The following is an 18,459-nucleotide window of genomic DNA, read 5'->3' as shown; positions in this document are numbered from 1 at the left end:
ATGAACGAGACGCCAAGCCAGATCGGCCCGGAAGGAATACGCTACGACTTCCAGGACGGGTGTCGCGTCAGTCTTCCCCCCGGGAAATGGCATATCGAGCTCAGGGATCGCCTGACCCAGACCGTCATTTTCGCCGGCGCGAACGAGGGCGGTCTCGTATGCAGCACGAAGAAATATCATGTCCCTTTCAGTTTCAGAATAACCCGCGAGGGACAGACGGTCTTCGCCCACGACATGGCATTGCGCGGACATACCGTTCTGATCGACATGCATCTCGGCGGTATCGGCGATCACCTCGCCTGGATGGGTCATGTCGAGGCCTTCGCTGCGCTTCACGGGTGTCATGTTCTGTGCCTCGTACGCCCCGGCATGGCGGCGCTCTTCGCAGGCTGCAACGAGGCGATCACGATCACCGACGACGTGTCGTGTCTGGAAGAGGATTATTACGCGCGGTACAAGGTCCTGATCTTCTTCAACGACACGAATCGCGACCATCAGCCAACCGATTATCGCCAGGTGGGACTTGGCGTCTCAGGCGCCTATATTCTCGGGCTTCCTCCCAAAGACCGGCGCCCCTCCATCGCGATCGCTCCAGGCGGTCCTCCCATGGAGGAGCCTTATGTCTGTATCGCCACACAGGCAACAGGTCACAACAAATACTGGAACAACCCCTTCGGCTGGGCGGAAATCATTCCGTACCTGAAAAAACGCGGTTTTCGCGTCGTCTGTATCGACCGCGACCGTGTGCAGGGAAACGGCACGATCTGGCATCATATCCCGCACGGCGCCGAGGACATGACCGGCTCCCTCCCCCTCAGCGAGCGGGCACGCTGGCTGAAACATGCGGCTTTCTTCATCGGGCTTTCGAGCGGATTGTCCTGGCTCGCCTGGGCCGCAGGCTGCCCGGTGGTCATGATCAGCGGATTCACCGAACCGTTCAACGAATTCGAGACGCCGTATCGGGTGATCAACCGCAATGTCTGCAACGGATGCTCGAACGATGTCACGATCGAATTCGAGCGGCAGAATTATTTCTGGTGCCCTCGCCACGCGAACACCGAGCGGGATTTCGAATGTACGAAAATGATCTCCTCGGCGCATGTGGAACAGGTCATCGAAGAATTGCTCGCCGGGCAGGGAATAGCGTGCTGAAATGAGCGACATCGACTCCATAATCGATTCGATCCTCAATTTCAGCGCACCCGCACCCGGAAGCGAGGAAGCCACGCCACGCGCGCAATCCGGCGGCGCAGGCACCGGTGATGCGGCCCGGAGCGGCGCGGTCGATACGGCGCAGGATTCGACGGGCGCCTTCGCGGCCTCGTCTCCTCCCTTGCCTGCAACGCGCGGGAATTTTCCGCTCCCGCCGGAAGTTCCGACACAGGCTGCCGCCAGAGGCATCGCGTTCGACTTCAATAACGGCGCGCGCGTCCTCCTGCCGGAGGGGCGCTGGCACGTGACCCTGACCGACATCGAACGCAAGGTCTGCCTTTACGCCGCCGATGCCGGCCCCTGCACCATTCTCGGATCGAAGAAATATTTCATCCCCACGCGGGTGGAGATCCGCGACAACGATACCGGCGAGATCGTTCTCGACCACACGCTCGACTGCCGCGATCGCGATGTCGCTATCGCTTTTCCGGGCGGCACGCTCGGCGATGCCATTGCGTGGTTTTCCTATGCCGCGCAATTCCAGGAAAAACACGACTGCCATCTGGCCGTCATCATGAGCGAGGCCGCCTGCAAGCTTTTCGCCGGGGTCTATCCCCGGATCCGCTGCTGTACCTTCGACGAGTACGAAACGTTCAAGCACCGGACCTATGCCACCTATTACATGGGACTGTTTTTCACGGACGAGAATGCCGACTGGCAGCCTTCCGATTTCCGGCTCGTCGGCCTCCATCATACGGCTGCTCATATTCTCGGTCTCGGGATAAACGAGAAACCGCCCCGTATCGTGCAATGGCCGATCGCTACAGCGCCGCTCGACCGCCCTTATGTCGCGATCGCAACCCAGGCATCCAGCCAGTGCAAATACTGGAACAATCCTCATGGCTGGTCGGAAGTGATCCGGCATCTCAACCGGCTCGGTTACGACGTGGTGTGCATCGATCGTCAGGCCATTGCCGGCCATCGCAACCACTGGAATTATATTCCGCACGGCGCACGCGACGAAACCGGTGAGCGCCCTCTTGCAGAACGCGCCTACTGGATCCGTCACGCAGCCTTCTTCATCGGCCTGTCATCGGGACTCTCCTGGCTCGCATGGGCAACGGGCACGCCGGTCGTCATGATCAGCGGGTTCACCCACCCGCTCAACGAGTTCGAAACGCCGTATCGCGTTTTCAACCCGCATGTCTGCAACAGTTGCTGGCACGATATCCGCGTCCCTTTCCAGCACGACAATCCCCTGTTCTGCCCCCGCCATGAGGGCACGCCGCGGCATTTCGAGTGCACGCGACTGATCACGGCCGATTACGTGACGGCGATGTGCGACCGGGTACATGCCGCGCTCGGCGGAACGCATCCCGACGACCGGGACCTGTCGGATCCGCACCGCTCCGACGACGCGACTCCGGTCGGGTCCTGAAACGGATAACCGCTCCATGTATGAAGAAGAACAGGCACTTGTCGGGCGCGACGCCTGGAAAGAAAGAACGCTTATCGATCTCGTGACGTTCCGGCGTCTTACGAGAGGCGAGCAGCCGATCTTCCTGTTCCTCGGCGATGGCGCAACGGTCACCGCATCGCTCAGCGCCGCCCGGCTGCATGACGAGGCCGGTCTGGTGGCCGCCCATCTGTCGCGAACCCTGCCTTCCGGCGCCCGGGTGCTGCTTCTGTTCGAAAACGGTCTCGACTACATCGTCGCCTTCTTTGCCTGTCTTTACGCAGGTCTGGTGCCTGTCTCCGGTGCCTATCCGACATCCATCGGTGCGCGGGAACGGTTCACCTTCCTTCTTCGCGACAGCGAGGCCCAGGGGGTTATCGGCCTGCGCGAGACGTTGCGCCTGTTCCATGAACCGGATCCGACATCGCAAGACAGGATCAGATGGATCCCCATGGAGGCCGCGCGTAACGCCAGATCGCCCCTCTCCACTCCCGTTGCATGCGGGCCAGAAACACTGGCGCTGGTCCAGTACAGCTCCGGCTCGACCGAAAGTCCCAAGGGCGTCTGTCTGACTCACAGGAATATCTGTTACAATATCCATGCCCAGCTTCTGTCGTTCCGGTATCAGGATCACGATACCGGACTGAGCTGGCTTCCCTTCACCCACGACATGGGACTTGTGGGCGCCGTGCTGCCCGCGCTCGCGGCCGGAAATCCCTTCTATTTCATGGCTCCGGAGAAATTCATCGAGCGCCCTGCGCGCTGGCTCGAGGCTATCAGCCGATATGGTGTCACGATCTCGGGCGGGCCGGATTTCGCCTATCGTTACTGTGCGCGGCTTGCAGGGAGCGACGTGTCATCCGCATGGGATCTGTCGCGCTGGACCATCGCGTTCAATGGCTCGGAAACCATCTCGGCAGACACCTTATCCTCGTTCGCGACCCGCTACGCCGCGCAGGGTTTCCGACCGGAAGCCTTTTATTCCTGTTACGGCCTGGCAGAGAACGCACTGCTCGTGACGTCGGGCGTCAAGGGACGTGGCGTCGGGCTCGCATGTTTCGACCGTGCGGCGCTGGGACTCGGCCGGGCAGTCAGGACCGGTGAAAAAATCGAGCCGGGCAATGTGACCGTTCTCGCCAGCTGCGGAACGGCCCGCGAGGAACAGAGCGTCCATATTGCAGACCCGGATACCGGCGCATTTCTGCCCGACGATACCGTGGGCGAAATCTGGATTTCCGGCCCGAGCGTCAGCATCGGCTATCTCGGCAACGCATTGCGAAACGCGCGCAGCTTCGTGGAGAAAGACGGCCGACGCTATCTCAGGAGTCAGGATTCGGGCTTCATCCACCAAGGCGAACTTTTTGTGGTCGGCAGGCTGAGCGAGCGATTCGAGCTGCGTGGCAGCATCTATTACACCAACGACATTGCGCTTTCGCTCGGCCAGGCGTTCGATGGGGCGCTATGCGTCGTCGCCCCGCCGACAGGACCGGAAAATCCCGTCCCGAGCCTCATCGTGGAACAGCATGGCGCGGTCGATCCCTCGCGTCTCCGCAGCATCCTCCAGACCGTGATGCGCAGCTACAGGATCGATGAATTTGCCTATTTCCTGATCCGCAAGGGCTTCGTCGCCCGTACGCCGAGCGGCAAGGTGCGAGCCGATCTGACTCTTGCGATTATCCTGAAGGAAAACAGCGCCATTCTGTGTTCCGGAGATACGCAAAGCCCGGTCGCCTCGGGACCGGAACAGCTCATCTGAGACGGATTTCCAGCGATGCGGACATCGCATCTGCCGGAAATGCAATTTCATTGGCTGAGTGACCTGCCCGCAAGAGCGCACCGGAAGTCTCCCGGGAAACCCAAGCGTCAATATGCGTTACATACTATGTAAAGTCTTCGGCAGAGACCGGAAAAAGGCTTTAACGCGCAGCTTCGGAGGAAGCGAAGGACAGTCACAGAGCGCCTCTTCACGCCCCCCGGACAGCTAAAAGCGCGATATTCTTGTGATGAGAGGAGATCAGTCTTATGCGCTCTATTGAGAAAACATACACAACTACGAAATATATGATCATTATTCATGAAAAGATATTATAATTAAATTTTATGCAGACAAATCATATCAGTCCCACCTCATGTAACACCCCCTTGTAATCACCTGCCGTTTTCCCGTAATGACTCGGGACAAGACAATGAGAACCATCCTTGCAATCAAACACTGCTCCGCAGAACTTGAGAGGGCAGGCTCATTGTAACATCCACCTGACCAGCTCTCCGAGTCTGGATTTTCTTCATCAAAACAGGGCTCTCTGCACATGGCAGACAATACGTCGAACAAGATCTTGGAACAGATCGCCCAGGGTATCGCTTCACTGAATGCAGAATCCGCCCCCATCATATTCGCCGACAACGTTCCCGTTTACGGTCATGTCGGAGGAATCATCACCGTGACGCTCGCCGCCGAGCGGCCGCATGGAAACGAGATTGTCGTCGCGCCGACCGCTCACCTCAGACTCACGCCGAAGGCAGCCAAGCTGCTCGCCGAGTCGATCATGAAAGCTTTCGCCATGGGAGAACGCAAGGAGGCCTCGGTCAACTAGACCGCGGCCCTCGCACATGTGCCGAACGCCTCCTCGCGGGCGTCGGCACATGAAGCCTCCAGTCGCATCAGATTCCTCTTTGCGTTTCCGTCGCCCTGCCGGGCAGCCGCACGATAGAACAGCCTTGCCGCCACCGGATCGGGCGCATGAGACCCGTATCCCTCCTCATGCAGGATACCCAGCATGTTGAGTGCCGGAAGGATGCCGCCCCGGGCCGCTTCCGCATAGAGCGCGCAGGCCCGCGCGCGGTCGGGATCGACCCCGTCACCGAGATAGAAGAGATCCGCGAGGTTGAATCTGGCCCAGGCATCTCCTGCTTCTGCTGCACGCTGGAATAATTTCGCGGCTTTCGCAGCATTGCGCTTCACCCCCCAGCCACGTTCATAGGCGCGACCGAGCATATTGACGGCTGCAGGATGCCCCCCGCGCGCAGCGGCGTGAAAAAACGTAAACGCCTCGCGCGGAGAGCCATTCTCTAGATGCCATTGGGCAAGATAGAGCGTCGCTTGCAGACGCGCATCTGTGAATGCAGGGCTCAGAATCTGACTCCGATCGAGCCGAGGAACGTACGCCCGGAGGTCGGAACCGCGCGCCCTGTCGAGAACGCCGATCCGTAATTCAGATGGTTCGTGAGATTGTTGGCGTTGAACTGCATATGGTAGCGGGCATAATCGTAGGACAGCATTGCATTGACGGAAATGTTTGCGGGCATTCGGCCGGTGTTTGCCTCATTGGCCCAGTATCCCGATGCATATTGCACACCGCCGCCCGCCTTCAGCGATCCCTGCTGTGGTTTGAGAACGAGACGGGAAAGATCGTAGGTGCTCCAGACCGAGAGACTGTTATCGGGAAGCTGGGGCGCCTTTCTGTCCTGATAGTTTCGGCTGTTCGTCACCTTGCCGCCCATATAGGCGTACGAACCGTAGATTTCCCAGTCCCGCGTGATCTGGCCCGAGGCGCTGACTTCCAGCCCGCGGATACGGCGCCCGGACCCGGCATCCTGGAACCCCACGAGAATATTGCCGTCATCGTCATAGGTGAAGGAATTGTTCTGCTCGATCTGGAATATGGCTGCCGTCACGCCAAGACGCTTGTCGAGAAAATCCGCCTTGCCTCCAAGCTCGTAGAGATCGCTGCGCTGCGGCTTCAGATCGCGCCCGTTGACGGGAACGTCTCCGATATCCGATCTGCCCATGGTGAGCGAAGAGACATCGGTGCCGACCGGCTTGTAGGATTGCGAGAACGTGAAATAGAAGGTCGTGTTCTCGAGCGGCTCGTACATCAGGCTCGCCGAGGGGCTGAAGCGGTTGGAGTTCTGTCTCTGGGTTCCCGCTCCGGCTGCCGCGGCGCTCCAGTAGCTCGCCGCATAATCGTCCCAGCGCACCGTGCCATAGACAGAGAGCTGGCGTGTCAGATGGATCTTGTCCGCCAGGAACAGCCCGAGATCACGAAAATCGCCCGTTCGCATCCCGCTTGCCGGGTAGACGATTTCGGTGCCGGGATATTCGAATTGCGGCGTTCGTATGGACTGGGAGTTCGAGCGGTTCAGATAGGAGCCGTAAGCCCTGTTGTCCTTGGTATAGTTGATATCGACACCGGCACGGATATCGTGCCGCAGAAATCCGGTTCTGAATTTCGAATGTCCCATGGAAACGTTCTGTACGCCCCAGCCGGCCTGATCGTAGGCCATACCTCCGCCGGCCCCGTAGGGAAGGGTCGGATTACCCCCGGCAAGGAAGGCAGCCGCACAGGCGCCGCTGCATGCAGACGGGGTCGTGGCCGCGAAATTGCGGGTATAATGGGAATAGCGCGTGCTGTTCGACAAAGTGAGCCAGCGCGCGATCTGTGACGAGAATTTCGAGGTCACCATATGCACGTTGCCGCGGTCGCGATCGAAATTGCGCGAATAATTCGTGCTGCGCGGCAGGCCGTATTCCGTGATCGGACGATAGACATCGCCCGTTCTGATCATCGAGACGCCGTAATCGGGGCGACCGCGACTGCCGAGCCACTGATAGTTCAGATGCCAGGTCGTTTTCGTTCCAAGTCCGAAACCGAGATCGGCGGCGGCACCGTAACGGTCCGTGCGAACGTTGTTCCGGTCTGCAATCATCTGCTTGTTGTACATGCCATTGACCCGCAGGGCCGTATGCGCGCCGATCTGATAATTCGCATCGGCCGTGCCGCGATAGAGCATTCCACTCCCGAAAGACTGATCGGCGGAGACGACGTTGCCCTCATGCGCTTTCTTGAGGGTCTGGTTGATGACCCCGCCGACATTTCCAGCGCCGAAATACTCGCCGGACGGACCTTTCACGACTTCCACGCTCTGGGTGTTGTAGACATCGCGCACATAATTGCCGAAATCGCGCAGACCGTCCTCGTAGATGTCGCCTCGCGCCTGCTGCCCCCTTATGCGGAACTGGTTCCCGTTCATGCCGCCATTGCCTTCACCGGCAGACATCGTGATGCCAGGCACGTTGGCCAATGCCTGATCGAGGGTGAAGATTCTCTGCTGTTCGATGATCTTTTCCGGAACGACGGTGATCGTCTGAGGCGTTTCGCGCACGGTATCGGGCATGCGTCCGATATCGAGACGCGTCGTATTCGTATTGAGGGTGTTGACCTGCTCGCGACCATGGATCCGCACGGCAGGGAGCTGCATCTCCGTGCTGTCCGACATATCCATTGAGGCACTCACCGGAGTGCTCGCATCGCTCTCTTTCGCCTCGGCATCCTCGATGCTGCTGCAAACGGCTCCGGCACCCATTCCGGCGCTCATGGCAAGAAACAATAACCGTTTCCGTTTCCGGGCGGCGCCGGAGACATCGCAAGTCTCTCCGGAGTTTCCTGCGAGCTTCAAGGAGCGGAACAGCGTTTCTTCAGGCATTGGACTCACCGATCGACGTTTTTATTCTCATTCGGAAGCCGGATCAGGTCGTGATATATTATGAAACAATCCGGGAAACCCTTCGCGGTGTCTGACCCGAACCTGCTATACGTCACATTACTGCCCGACCTCCGAAGGCGAGTTACCGTCAGGTGACACATAGATGCAAACGATTCTTAAAATCTTTCTCAACGCGACACCATAAGTGACAATTTTGTCACATACTTCATGACGGACCGGCGGGGCCGGGCATCGCATTCAGATGAACTCGACATGGGTCTTCACGCCCATCATGAGCTGCTTCCCGAGGCTTTTTCGTCCATCGGGATACAGATAGAATTGCAGATCGGGCGCTATGCTCACCCCGCGCATCAGGTGAAACTGGTAGAATGCCTCCACGATTGCCGCATCGCTCCGGGGCGATCCTGTGACAGGCTTCGGCCATGCATCTGCCGGTCCGGCGTTTGCCGCGATTCTCCGGAGCCGCTTCTGGGCGCGGCGCAGAGGGGTGGCGATCCGCGTATAGGCGATGTTGATCGCAAAGGAATCGAGGGGGCGTCCCGAGAATGCCCCGAGAACGACGAGTCCTGCGGAGTACTGGGCCTGTCGTAATTGCGAGCGTGGCGTGTTGAAGTAAGCGACCCCGAGAAACGTGATGCCGGCATCGGGACCATGCCCCGGAAAACGCATCAGACGCTGATCGATCAGGAACCATGCCGACCATGCACCGTGAAAGCGCCGCGGCGGCGCGCCGGTCACCGCGATCAGTTTTCCTTCCCTGTCCTCGAAGAGGCTGTCGTGACTGGCCGTATCCCAGACGAAACCGATCTTGTAATGCCCGGGCAGTTTCCCCCCCCGACCGAGGCGCGGCGCCCAGGCCAGTTCGAGCGGGATCGCTTCGCCATCGATCGTCGCTCCGTTGAACTTGAAGCCGCTGCGCATCTGCGAGAGGGCATATTGATGTCTGGTCTGGGTAAAATAGACACCCGATTGCAGGATGAGGGCCTCGAGAAGCTGCACGCGGATGCGCGCTGCCCAGCTCGCCGTGGGAAATGCAGCATGGGCGGTGTTGTCGCTCGCAGCCCGGGGATTGCCGCAAAACGCCGCATTCATGAAATTGCAGTAAAGCGGGTTGGCAGAGAAATCCGAAAGAAATGTCATCCGCCCCGCAGCGATATTGACGCGATCGTAGAGCATTGCCCGCTCGACATAGGCCGAGACGAGATGGATCACGACATTGCCTGTCCCGCCATAGGTCGCCTGGCTCGGGGTCAGAAAATCGCCGAATTTCCGGCTGGTCGGCGAACCGTAGCCGCTGGCCAGCACGATATGGGTGCTGACGCCACGCGCATCGGCCAGACGTTCCCAGTCCATATCGGCCCCCAGAGTGGCGATCCCGACGCTCCCGGTGCCCTTTTTCCATCCGGCAGGAGGGGCGGTCAGCATCGTCAGGGTCTCACCGGTATGCTGAAGATGCAGGATCACCCCGCGCCCGGCGAGCCTGCCCAGTCCGACCATTGCCGCAGGCGCATCCGCCAAGGCCGTGACAGGAAACAGGAGCCACGAAAGCAGCAGACAGCCGAGCAGTGCGCGCTTGTGCGCGCCGCGATACCCCTCTGCCCTTTCCGCACCGGGTGAGCCCTTCCCGCCTGCACGAGCTGCCGCCCGTTTCGTCATCCACATCGCCATTCGTGTTCTTGCGCCTCCCTCTCCTGCCGCACGCGCCCCTTGCAGACGCCCCCCCCCTCTGCTGATGCCCTCCCCCGGCCGACGCGCCCTTGTCGAGGCGCCCTTGTCGAGGCGCCCTTGCCGAGGCGCCTGCCGGTTCCGGGGCGGAACGTCTCTCCGGGGCGGCGACCATCCTCCGGGAACGACCGTTCTTTTGTGGCTGTTTTCGGACATCTGCCAGCCGGTCCGGCCCGGAGAAACAATTTGACCGTTACGCGCAGCGGACGACTCCCGCGAGACAGGACGAAAAAAGGCGGCCCCTTCCGGGACCGCCTTTTCCTTTTCACCCACCGGAACTGCCTCCGGGTGGGCGCGTCCCTGACGCGATCGTCTTACGGGATCAGAACCGTCTTGATGGACTTGTCGCCCTTCTTCATCAGGTCGAACCCTTCCTTCCACTTGTCCAGCGGCAGGGAATGGGTCACCACGCCCTCGACCGGGAGACGCCCGTCCGCAATGGCGGCGATGGTGAAGGGATAGCAATACGGACCCAGATGCGCGCCGAGCACGTCGAGTTCCTTGCGGTCGGAGATGATGGACCAGTCGCAGGTCACTTCATCGCCGAACACGCTGAACTCGACGAAGCGGCCGAGCTTGCGGATCATGTGCAGGCCCTGACGGACGCTGGAGGGATGACCGGTCGCCTCGATATAGACGTCGCAGCCATAGCCGCCGGTCAGTTCCTTGACCTTGGCAACCACGTCCTCTTCCAGCGGGTTCATCACGATGTCCGCGCCGAACTTCCTGGCCAGATCCAGACGGTCCTGCTTGGTATCGAGCACGATCAGCTTGCTCGGGTTCTTCAGGCGGGCAGCGCCCACCATGCCCAGACCCAGCGTACCCGCACCGGCCAGAACCACCACGTCGTCGAGCTGGATGTTCGCACGGTTCACGGCGTGAACAGAGCAGGCATAGGGCTCGATCAGGGCTGCCGCCTCGGCGGGCATGTCCTCCGGCACGCGATGGGTGCGCGACGTCTTGGGGAAGCGCATGTACTTCGCCATGGCGCCGTTCGTGTTGTTCTGGAAGCCGTACAGGTCGTGACGCTCGCACATCCAGTACTGACCGCCCTTGCAGTAGCGGCACTCGTCGCAGGGGACGATCTGCTCGCTGATCAGACGATCGCCCACCTTGTACTGCCCGCGCAGGTTCTCGCCGATCTCGACGGCGCGGCCGATGAACTCGTGGCCCGGGATCATCGGGGGCTTGACGTAGCGGGGCTGCTCCTTGTCGCCCCAGAAGGAGGGTGCGCCCAGGAAGCACTTGATGTCACCGGCGCAGATGCCGACGGTTTCGACCTCGATGATGATGTCATCGGGACCGGCGCGGGGCACGTCCACCTCTTCCCAGCGATAATCGCCGGGCTCGTAGGCGACGACGGCCATCATTTTTTCCGGCAGGTTGACGCTGGCTGCTTCTTTCTGCAGGGCGTCCAGATCGGGTGTGACGACTTTGTTCATGATCTTGTCTTTCAGGATTGAGGCGGATCAGGCGTTATGTTTGCGCGCCGGGGCCTCAAGTTCTTTCGCAATGGTCTGGAGGATCAGGCAGCAGGAGGTTGCACCGGCATCGAGCACGCCGCGCGAACGCTCGCCCAGCCGACTGGCGCGACCGATACGGGCCACCAGATCGACCGTGGAGTCGCGACCGCGTTCAGCCGCTTCCGACATGGCAACCAGAGCCTGCTCGAACGACTTCCCGTCATCCAGAGCCTTGTGAAACTGTTCCACAGCCGGCTGCAGCGTATCGACGAGGGTCTTGTCACCCACGCGGGCATTGCCGAGGCTGTTGATCCCGGCCAGCGCCCCGTCGAGCATCTGGGCGAAGAGCTTGCCGTCGAGGAACTCGACATTGCGCAGCGGGATCGCCATGCCTTCGAAGAAGCGGCCGTAAAGCGGACCCATCGAGCCGCCGATGCCGGCCATCAGCGAGTCGGACAGGGCGTCGAGACCCTTTTCCATGACCGGCGGATTGGCGCCCAGCGCTTCGCCGCAGCGGGCGAAGCCCTTGGCCATGTTGATGCCGTGATCGCCATCGCCGATCTTGCCATCGATCTCGCTCAGCCAGTCGCGCGCCTTGACGATCGCATCGACCAGAGCCGGAACGACCTTCGTGGTTTCGGCAACGGGAATACCGCCCTTGGGCACGTATTTCTCGCCCGTTGCGGTCTTGACCAGCGCCTCGACCGGTTCGGCTGTGGCGGTGGGGGCTTCAGCAGCCTGCGCCTGTGCCGCACCGGCACCGACACGCACCAGACCGATGGACTCGGCGGGCGCGGCCATCAGGCGGTCCAGCTCCTCGTCGGTCTTCATGACGGTGAGCGTGGCGCCCTTCATCTCGAGCGAGGTGAAGAGATTGCCGACGAAGCGATGCGCCACCTCGATGCCCTTCTCCTTCAGGAGATCGGCCACATCGGCGTAAAGCACATAGAGCTCGATGACCGGGGTAGCGCCCAGACCCGAGAGCAGCACCGTCACGCGATCGCCTCTGGTGAAAGGCAGGTCGGGCAGGATGTGCTCGAGCATCAGCCTGGCGATATCGCGCGAGCGGCCCAGTTCCTGGACGGAGACGCCGGGCTCGCCATGATGGCCGATACCGACTTCCATGGTGCCGAGCTCGATCGAGAAATTCGGGTGGCCGTTGGCGACGATCGTGCAGGGCGTGAGGCCGACACCGATGGAGCGGGTATTGGCAATGGCCTTGCGGGCCACGGCAATGACCTCATCCAGCGAAGCGCCTTCCTCGGCGCGGGCGCCGGCGGCCTTCCACATCAGGATCTCGCCGGCAACACCGCGGCGACGCTCGGCTTCGCTGGCCGGAGCGGAGGCCACGTCGTCGGTCGCGACGACCGTCTCGACCTTGATCCCGGCCTGCTGCGCATCCCGCGCTGCCATGCGGACATTCATCGTGTCACCGGCATAATTGCCGAAGAGACAGGCGACGCCAGCGCCGGTATCGGCTTCCTTCATGGCGTCGAGGAAGCTCACCGCCGTGGGGGAGGAGAAAATCTCGCCGATGGCAACCGAATCCAGCAGGCCCGTGCCGACATAGCCGAGGAAGGCAGGCTCGTGACCCGAACCGCCACCCGTGATCACGCCGACCTTGCGGCGGCCCGTGGTCCTGGCGCGCTTGACGACGCGCGGATTGGCCGTCTCGACGATGATATCGGGATGAGCAAGCAATGCGCCGCGCACACCGTCTTCCACGACCCCGTCGGGATCGTTGAAGATGCGGTCCAGCTTGGGCCGTGCTGCGGAAGACTGGGACGCAGCGCCATCAGCATGGCTGCTCTGTGCTGCGTGTTCGAATGAATGATCCATAATGGGCCCCATACTGAATGCCGGGAAAACACCCTGTGTGCCCGTCCGTCTTAACCGTAACAGCCATTCTGCGTAAAATCACACTCTCGAGAGTGATATTCGTGACCTAATATGTAGGATCTGACAGATCCGGAATGGCGCGACCCAGCGTTTCCGGGCGGGAAATATGGAAAACAGGCAAAATTATCAGTGGTATGCCTGTAATTTCGCCAAAAAACACCCTTCAGACACAGACGCAGGGTCGAATGTTCCGATTATGGCCAAATGTTATATTTTATGTCACCGCCTGCAGGATGCGCAGATGGGTTGCGCGTGTCATGCACGGGAGGCGGTTTTCATGATCGCGACGAGCACGAGAACATTCGCCATCAGGGCCGGCAAGGCAGGTGTCACGCCCCCCAGCGCCATGGGTGCGAAGGAAAGGGCGAGTCCACCCAGAATACCGGCACCGATCCCGCACAGGATCGGCAATGACGCCGTCCGCCTCCCCATAACGCAGAGCAATGTCGCAGGGAGAAGCTGGATGAGCCCGACATAGAAAAGCCTGTTGAGCGTCACGATCAGCAGACCCGGCGACAGCGATGTCAGGACCGACAGGACGAGATAGAGAACGATCACGACAAGGCCCGTCCTTCTCTGCCGCTCCTGCGGCACGTCCGGCAGGATATTGCGGGCCACGATGGCCCCGAGACTGAGGCAGACTCCGCCGAGCCATACGAGAGCCGTCAGCGCCACCCCTCCGAGAACCAGACCGACCGCCCAGTCCGGCAGAAGCCGCGTCGCTACGGTGAGAAAGACCTGATCGGGGCGCTGCATGGCGGACGGATGGGCCAGACCGAACATGGCGATGACGAGGAGAAACGGGAAAAGGAGCAGATAGAGCGGCATCCAGATCTGGGCGCGGCGGATCGTATGCGGATCGCGCGCAGAGAACAGGGCGGCAACGGTCTGGGGGGCGATACAGAACCCGGGTGCCTGGACGAGAATGATCGTCAGGATCGCGATGCAGGAGGGAACGGGATGAGGCGCCTGCCGGAAGCGGAACAGCGCCGTCCGTTGCTCGCCTCCCGTGATTGCCTGGCCCGGGATATGGCCCGGCACATGACCCGTCCAGTGCAGCATGGCCGCCAGAGCCACACCCAGAATGATCAGAACCACCAGACCGTCCTTCAGCATGGCGGTCATTGCCGCCCCGCGCATCCCGGCACCCATGACGAAAACCAGAGCGACACCGGCGGAGAGCAGCGCGAGAAGAAAGGGAGGCAACGGAAGACCGAGCCGGGACAGGGCATCGGTCAGGCCGATGAACTGCATCGTCCCGAGAGGCAGCATGAGCCCCAGCAGGAGCGCCCCCGACATCCGCTCGAGCAGAACCGAACCATGATAGCGCCCGAGCAGATCCGGCAGGGTGATGGCACCGCATTCCTGCCCGAGCCGCCACAGGCGGGGATAGAGAAGATACCCGATCGGAAAGGCGAGCAGGATATAGGCCGTGAACCAGAGCGCCACATCCACGCGCCCCTGTGCCGCAATTCCCCCGGGAAATCCCAGCATCGAGCCTATGGAATAGGTTTCTCCGACGAAGACGAAGAAGAAGAGCAAGGCCCCGAAACGGCCCCGCGCGACGAAAAAGGCGCGCGGGTCGCCTTTCTGCACCTGCCGCCCGGCAAAAAGCGCGAGACCGATGGCGAAGGCGATCACGATCAGAAAGAAGACTGCCCTCACGCGTTCCCGCCCGACAGGCGTTCGGCGAGATACAGACACAGCGTCGTCAGGGGGATACAGCAGAACAGCCAGACCAGCGCGACAGGCACGCCGCAAACCGCGCGTTCCGATCCGTAGAGAAACGGCATGGGCACCAGCACCGCGATAGCGGGGACGATCAGGGCGAGAAAAAGCCTGGCGTGCCGTATATGGGGCGCAGGTTCTGGCAGGACAGGATCTGGCAAAACAGGCTCTGGCAGGACGGGATCTGGCATGAACGAAAGGAGTCCGTCATCGGGGGCGATGCATCGGGTTTATCGCGCAGCCCCGTGTCCGGCCAGCCCGGCAATGCAGCTTGTCCGACCTGACGCCATTCCTGCCCTGACGATATCACTGTCCGAACGATATCACTGTCCGGACGATATCCCTGCCCCGGGTCGGGAGGGAGCGCGTCGGAACAGGCATCACCGGGACGATGCGTTCAGAGTTCGGCCCACTGGCGCAGAAGATTGTGATAGGTGGATGTCAGGCCCAGAACAGCCGGATGATCGTCCGGCAATGCCTTGCGCGTCTCGATGATCGATCGATCGAAATCGTAGAGCAAAGCGCGTTTCGTGTCGTCTCTCACCATGGACTGGCTCCAGAAGAACGACGCCCATCGGCTTCCGCGCGTGACGGGGCTGACCCGGTGCAGGCTCGTCGCGGGATAAACGACCATATCGCCCGCCGGCAACCGGACGCGCTGTTCCCCATAGGTGTCCTGAATGACGAGTTCGCCGCCATCGTAGGATTCGGGACCTGTCAGGAAAAGCGTCGATGAGACGTCGGTCCGGATCCGGAATCCCGTATCGGGGATCGGTCTGATCGCATTATCCACATGCGCGCCGAACGCCATCCCCGTATCGTAGCGGTTGAAAAGCGGTGGATAGACCCTCAGCGGCAGGGCTGCGCTGTTGAAAACGGGATTGCGCCCGAGCGCCTGGAGCACGACCTCGCCCAGCACCCGGGATTCCTCGGAATCCTGGGGGATCTGCAGATTGTTCTTCGCCTTGGCGGATTGCTGTCCTGCCGTCGCCCGACCGTCGCGCCATGCCGCCCGCTCGAGGGTTTCCAGACAGAATTCGAGTTCTTCCCGGGTCAGGACACCCGGAATGTGAACGAGCATGATTTCGACCCTCCCCAAGAGATTGCGTTTCAGGCGATCGCTTTCTTGTAATTGAGAATGAATCTGATTAACAGGGAGGAGGTGCCGGATTACATGCCGGTAACACGCGCCTTTCCCGAATGCGCGACCGCCCGACGCCCGATGCCCGACGCCCGTGCCGACCGCGATGACGGGCGTCGTCAAACCGCCCCGATCGCAGCGCCCCGAAAGGGTCCCGACGATCGAACCGTATCGAAGGAGTGCCTCATGGCCGTGCCCGCCAGCGACCTCGCCTCGCTTCCTTTCACACCGTGGGAGATGTTCCTCGGCGCCGGTCCGGTCGTGCGTCTGGTCATGCTGCTGCTCATCGCGGCAGCTCTTCTGAGCTGGGCGGTATTCGTCGCAAAAACGATCGAACTGCGCCGCGTTGCCGCGCGTCTGGGGGTGGCGGAGCGGCGGATCGAAGAGGCATCCTCCCTGCAGTCGGCCCAGGATCTCTGCCCGGAGGAGGGAATCGTAAGACCACTCCTTCTTGCGGCCGCAAGCGAATGGGCCAGATCGATCGATGCTCTGGACGACCGCGACGGTCTGAAGGAGCGGATCATGCTGCATCTCGAAAGGCTCGAAGCCGCCGAGGGGCGGCGTCTCCTGCGCGGCACCGGCGTGCTGGCAACCATCGGCGCAACCGCCCCCTTCATCGGTCTGTTCGGTACGGTCTGGGGTATCATGACCTCGTTCACCGGCATCGCGGCCACCAGGGCGACCAGCCTCGCCGTGGTGGCTCCCGGTATCGCAGAGGCTCTTCTCGCCACGGCGCTCGGCCTCGTCGCCGCCATACCGGCGGTCGTGATCTACAACTATCTTTCGCGGCAATGCCTCGGATGCAAGGCGCAGCTCGGCGATCTCACGGCCCTGATCCTGCGGATCGTCTCGCGCGATCTGAGCCGGCTCCATGTGCAGAACGGCGGCGGCCAGGTCCTGCATCTGGCCACGGCCCGTGCCGAACAGGCGGGACGCTGAGCATGGCCCTGCGTATGCGTCATGCCGATGAGAGCGCGCCCGACGCGCATGAGCTGAACGTCACCCCTCTCATCGACGTGATGCTCGTGCTTCTCGTCATCTTCATGGTCACCGCCCCGCTGAGCACCGTGAACGTGCCGGTCGATCTTCCGGCATCTACGGCAAAACCCGCCCCCCGACCGAACGATCCGGTTTTCGTCACCATCAAGGCGGATCACGGCCTCGCTCTCGGCGATGAGGATGTTGCGAACGAGACCCTGACGGCCCGTCTCATGAGCCTGACGGATGGACACAAGGATGAGCGCATCTTCCTGCGCGCCGACAAGACCGTCGATTACGAGACCCTGATGAAAACCATGGATCTGATGCGCAAGGCCGGGTTTCTGAAAGTGGCCCTCGTCAATCTCCAGGGACAGGACGAGGGAGACTCACCGTGAGCGCCTCGGCCCGGCCACAGACGCTCCCGGGTTTCGCCGGACCCGGAGAGAACGGAACGCGGCTCTTCCACCTCGCCTATGAACGACATATCGCAACCGAGGCCAGACGACTCCGGCGCCTCTATGCCCTCTCTCTCGTCGCTGCGGCCCTGGGCGGCCTGACGGGTATGGGTCTTCTGCTGCATCATACCCCTCCTCCGCCCCTGCCCTACTCGCCCCCGCCAGCGGCGATTGCCATCGATCTCGCACCCGAGCCGGCCCGCATCCAGGCGCCGCCTCTCGAAAAACCTCCCGGGCCGCCGCCGGTACCGGAGCCGCCCGCCAAACCCCCTGAGATCATGGCACCGCCTTCTCCGGTCCCGATCCCTCCGGTCGCCGTGCCGGAAAAAATCCGGTCCGCGCCCCTGCATCGCAAGCCGCGCGAGGCGCATCCCGTGATCAGACCCACGCCACCCGGCGTGCCGACACAGGCCACATCGGATACGGCCCCGCCGCCTTCCGATGCGCCGCCCTCGACCGTTTCCGCCCAGGCGGCCAAGGGACCCCCGTCCCGAAGAGATGCTTCCGAGTCTCCTGCGAGCTGGCAGGGTGCCGTTCTGGCCCGTCTCGAACGCGTCAAACGCTATCCGGCAGAAGCCCAGTCCGACCGCCAGGAAGGAACCGCCCTGTTGCGGTTCTCGATGGATCGCAACGGACATGTCCTTTCTGCCGGACTAGTTCGCAAGACGGGATATACACTGCTCGACGAGGAAACCCTCGCGCTCGTCCGCCGTGCAGAGCCGCTCCCCGCGCCGCCGGATACCATCAGGGGGACGATCCTGACCCTGACCGTCCCTATCGAGTTCTTCATGAACGAACGCTGAGTCGAACGCATGGCGCATCTGCCTGACACAGGCATGCGCCCTGAAAAAACCGGGCCTGTATCGCGCGGAACCGGCGCATCCTTGCCAGTTCGATCGCCTGGGGCCACTATGCTTCCATGTGCGTATCCGACACATCCGAACAGCAAAACCC

Annotated in this window: 15 protein-coding genes; 7 read left to right on the top strand and 8 right to left on the bottom strand. The window is 61.6% G+C overall.

Going from position 1 to position 18,459, the window contains the following annotated elements; translation table 11 throughout:
- The 4 genes from SSA02_RS01535 (at nt 1) to SSA02_RS01520 (ending at nt 5,202) form a co-directional block, all read left to right on the top strand.
- Nucleotides 1–1,152, top strand: coding sequence for an autotransporter strand-loop-strand O-heptosyltransferase (locus SSA02_RS01535; RefSeq protein ID WP_147092160.1), 1,152 nt, complete (start codon nt 1–3; stop codon nt 1,150–1,152).
- Between the two features lies 1 nt (nt 1,153).
- The gene (locus tag SSA02_RS01530; protein ID WP_147092159.1) at nt 1,154–2,590 is read left to right on the top strand and encodes an autotransporter strand-loop-strand O-heptosyltransferase; all 1,437 of its coding nucleotides are present in this window, start codon (nt 1,154–1,156) and stop codon (nt 2,588–2,590) included.
- A gap of 16 nt (nt 2,591–2,606) precedes the next feature.
- Entirely contained in the window at nt 2,607–4,364 is a 1,758-nt protein-coding gene (locus SSA02_RS01525; RefSeq protein WP_186807627.1) for an AMP-binding protein, read from the top strand.
- A 553-nt stretch (nt 4,365–4,917) separates the two neighbouring features.
- On the top strand, nt 4,918–5,202 hold the full coding sequence (locus SSA02_RS01520; protein WP_147092157.1) for a hypothetical protein: 285 nt from the start codon (nt 4,918–4,920) through the stop codon (nt 5,200–5,202).
- Here the strand turns inward: SSA02_RS01520 and SSA02_RS01515 are convergent.
- The 8 genes from SSA02_RS01515 to SSA02_RS01480 all read right to left on the bottom strand — a co-directional run bounded on the left by SSA02_RS01515 (nt 5,199) and on the right by SSA02_RS01480 (nt 16,009).
- Nucleotides 5,199–5,714, bottom strand: a complete 516-nt coding sequence (locus tag SSA02_RS01515; protein ID WP_371859167.1) for a tetratricopeptide repeat protein — start codon at nt 5,712–5,714, stop codon at nt 5,199–5,201. The genes SSA02_RS01520 and SSA02_RS01515 overlap by 4 nt on opposite strands.
- A gap of 23 nt (nt 5,715–5,737) precedes the next feature.
- The gene (locus tag SSA02_RS01510) at nt 5,738–7,984 is read right to left on the bottom strand and encodes a TonB-dependent receptor (RefSeq protein ID WP_186807626.1); all 2,247 of its coding nucleotides are present in this window, start codon (nt 7,982–7,984) and stop codon (nt 5,738–5,740) included.
- Nucleotides 7,985–8,350: 366 nt separating this feature from the next.
- The gene (locus SSA02_RS01505; protein ID WP_186807625.1) at nt 8,351–9,781 is read right to left on the bottom strand and encodes a carbohydrate porin; all 1,431 of its coding nucleotides are present in this window, start codon (nt 9,779–9,781) and stop codon (nt 8,351–8,353) included.
- A 371-nt stretch (nt 9,782–10,152) separates the two neighbouring features.
- Nucleotides 10,153–11,280 carry an MDR/zinc-dependent alcohol dehydrogenase-like family protein gene (locus tag SSA02_RS01500; protein WP_147092153.1) on the bottom strand — a complete coding sequence of 376 codons (1,128 nt, stop codon included), beginning with the start codon at nt 11,278–11,280 and terminating at the stop codon, nt 10,153–10,155.
- Between the two features lie 27 nt (nt 11,281–11,307).
- On the bottom strand, nt 11,308–13,140 hold the full coding sequence (gene dhaL / locus SSA02_RS01495) for a dihydroxyacetone kinase subunit DhaL (RefSeq protein ID WP_147092152.1): 1,833 nt from the start codon (nt 13,138–13,140) through the stop codon (nt 11,308–11,310).
- 315 nt (nt 13,141–13,455) lie between these two features.
- Nucleotides 13,456–14,865, bottom strand: a complete 1,410-nt coding sequence (locus SSA02_RS01490; protein ID WP_147092151.1) for an SLC5/6 family protein — start codon at nt 14,863–14,865, stop codon at nt 13,456–13,458.
- Nucleotides 14,862–15,119: a DUF3311 domain-containing protein gene (locus SSA02_RS01485; protein WP_147092150.1), complete on the bottom strand. Its 258-nt coding sequence runs from the start codon at nt 15,117–15,119 to the stop codon at nt 14,862–14,864. Before SSA02_RS01485 ends, SSA02_RS01490 begins: the two co-directional genes overlap by 4 nt.
- A gap of 206 nt (nt 15,120–15,325) precedes the next feature.
- Entirely contained in the window at nt 15,326–16,009 is a 684-nt protein-coding gene (locus SSA02_RS01480) for a Fe2+-dependent dioxygenase (protein WP_147092149.1), read from the bottom strand.
- 246 nt (nt 16,010–16,255) lie between these two features.
- Here SSA02_RS01480 and exbB point away from each other — a divergent pair, with 246 nt between their 5' ends.
- The 3 genes from exbB to SSA02_RS01465 are packed head-to-tail and all read left to right on the top strand — an operon-like array spanning nt 16,256 to nt 18,308.
- Nucleotides 16,256–17,008 carry a tonB-system energizer ExbB gene (gene exbB, locus SSA02_RS01475; protein WP_147092627.1) on the top strand — a complete coding sequence of 251 codons (753 nt, stop codon included), beginning with the start codon at nt 16,256–16,258 and terminating at the stop codon, nt 17,006–17,008.
- A 2-nt stretch (nt 17,009–17,010) separates the two neighbouring features.
- Nucleotides 17,011–17,445, top strand: coding sequence for a TonB system transport protein ExbD (gene exbD / locus SSA02_RS01470; protein ID WP_147092148.1), 435 nt, complete (start codon nt 17,011–17,013; stop codon nt 17,443–17,445).
- Nucleotides 17,442–18,308, top strand: coding sequence for an energy transducer TonB family protein (locus SSA02_RS01465; protein WP_246103549.1), 867 nt, complete (start codon nt 17,442–17,444; stop codon nt 18,306–18,308). Before exbD ends, SSA02_RS01465 begins: the two co-directional genes overlap by 4 nt.
- The last annotated feature ends 151 nt before the right edge of the window (nt 18,309–18,459 follow it).

It is taken from the genome of Swaminathania salitolerans (genome assembly GCF_007988945.1).
Classification (GTDB): Bacteria; Pseudomonadota; Alphaproteobacteria; order Acetobacterales; family Acetobacteraceae; genus Swaminathania; species Swaminathania salitolerans.
This window is presented reverse-complemented; position numbering and strand designations above follow the sequence as displayed.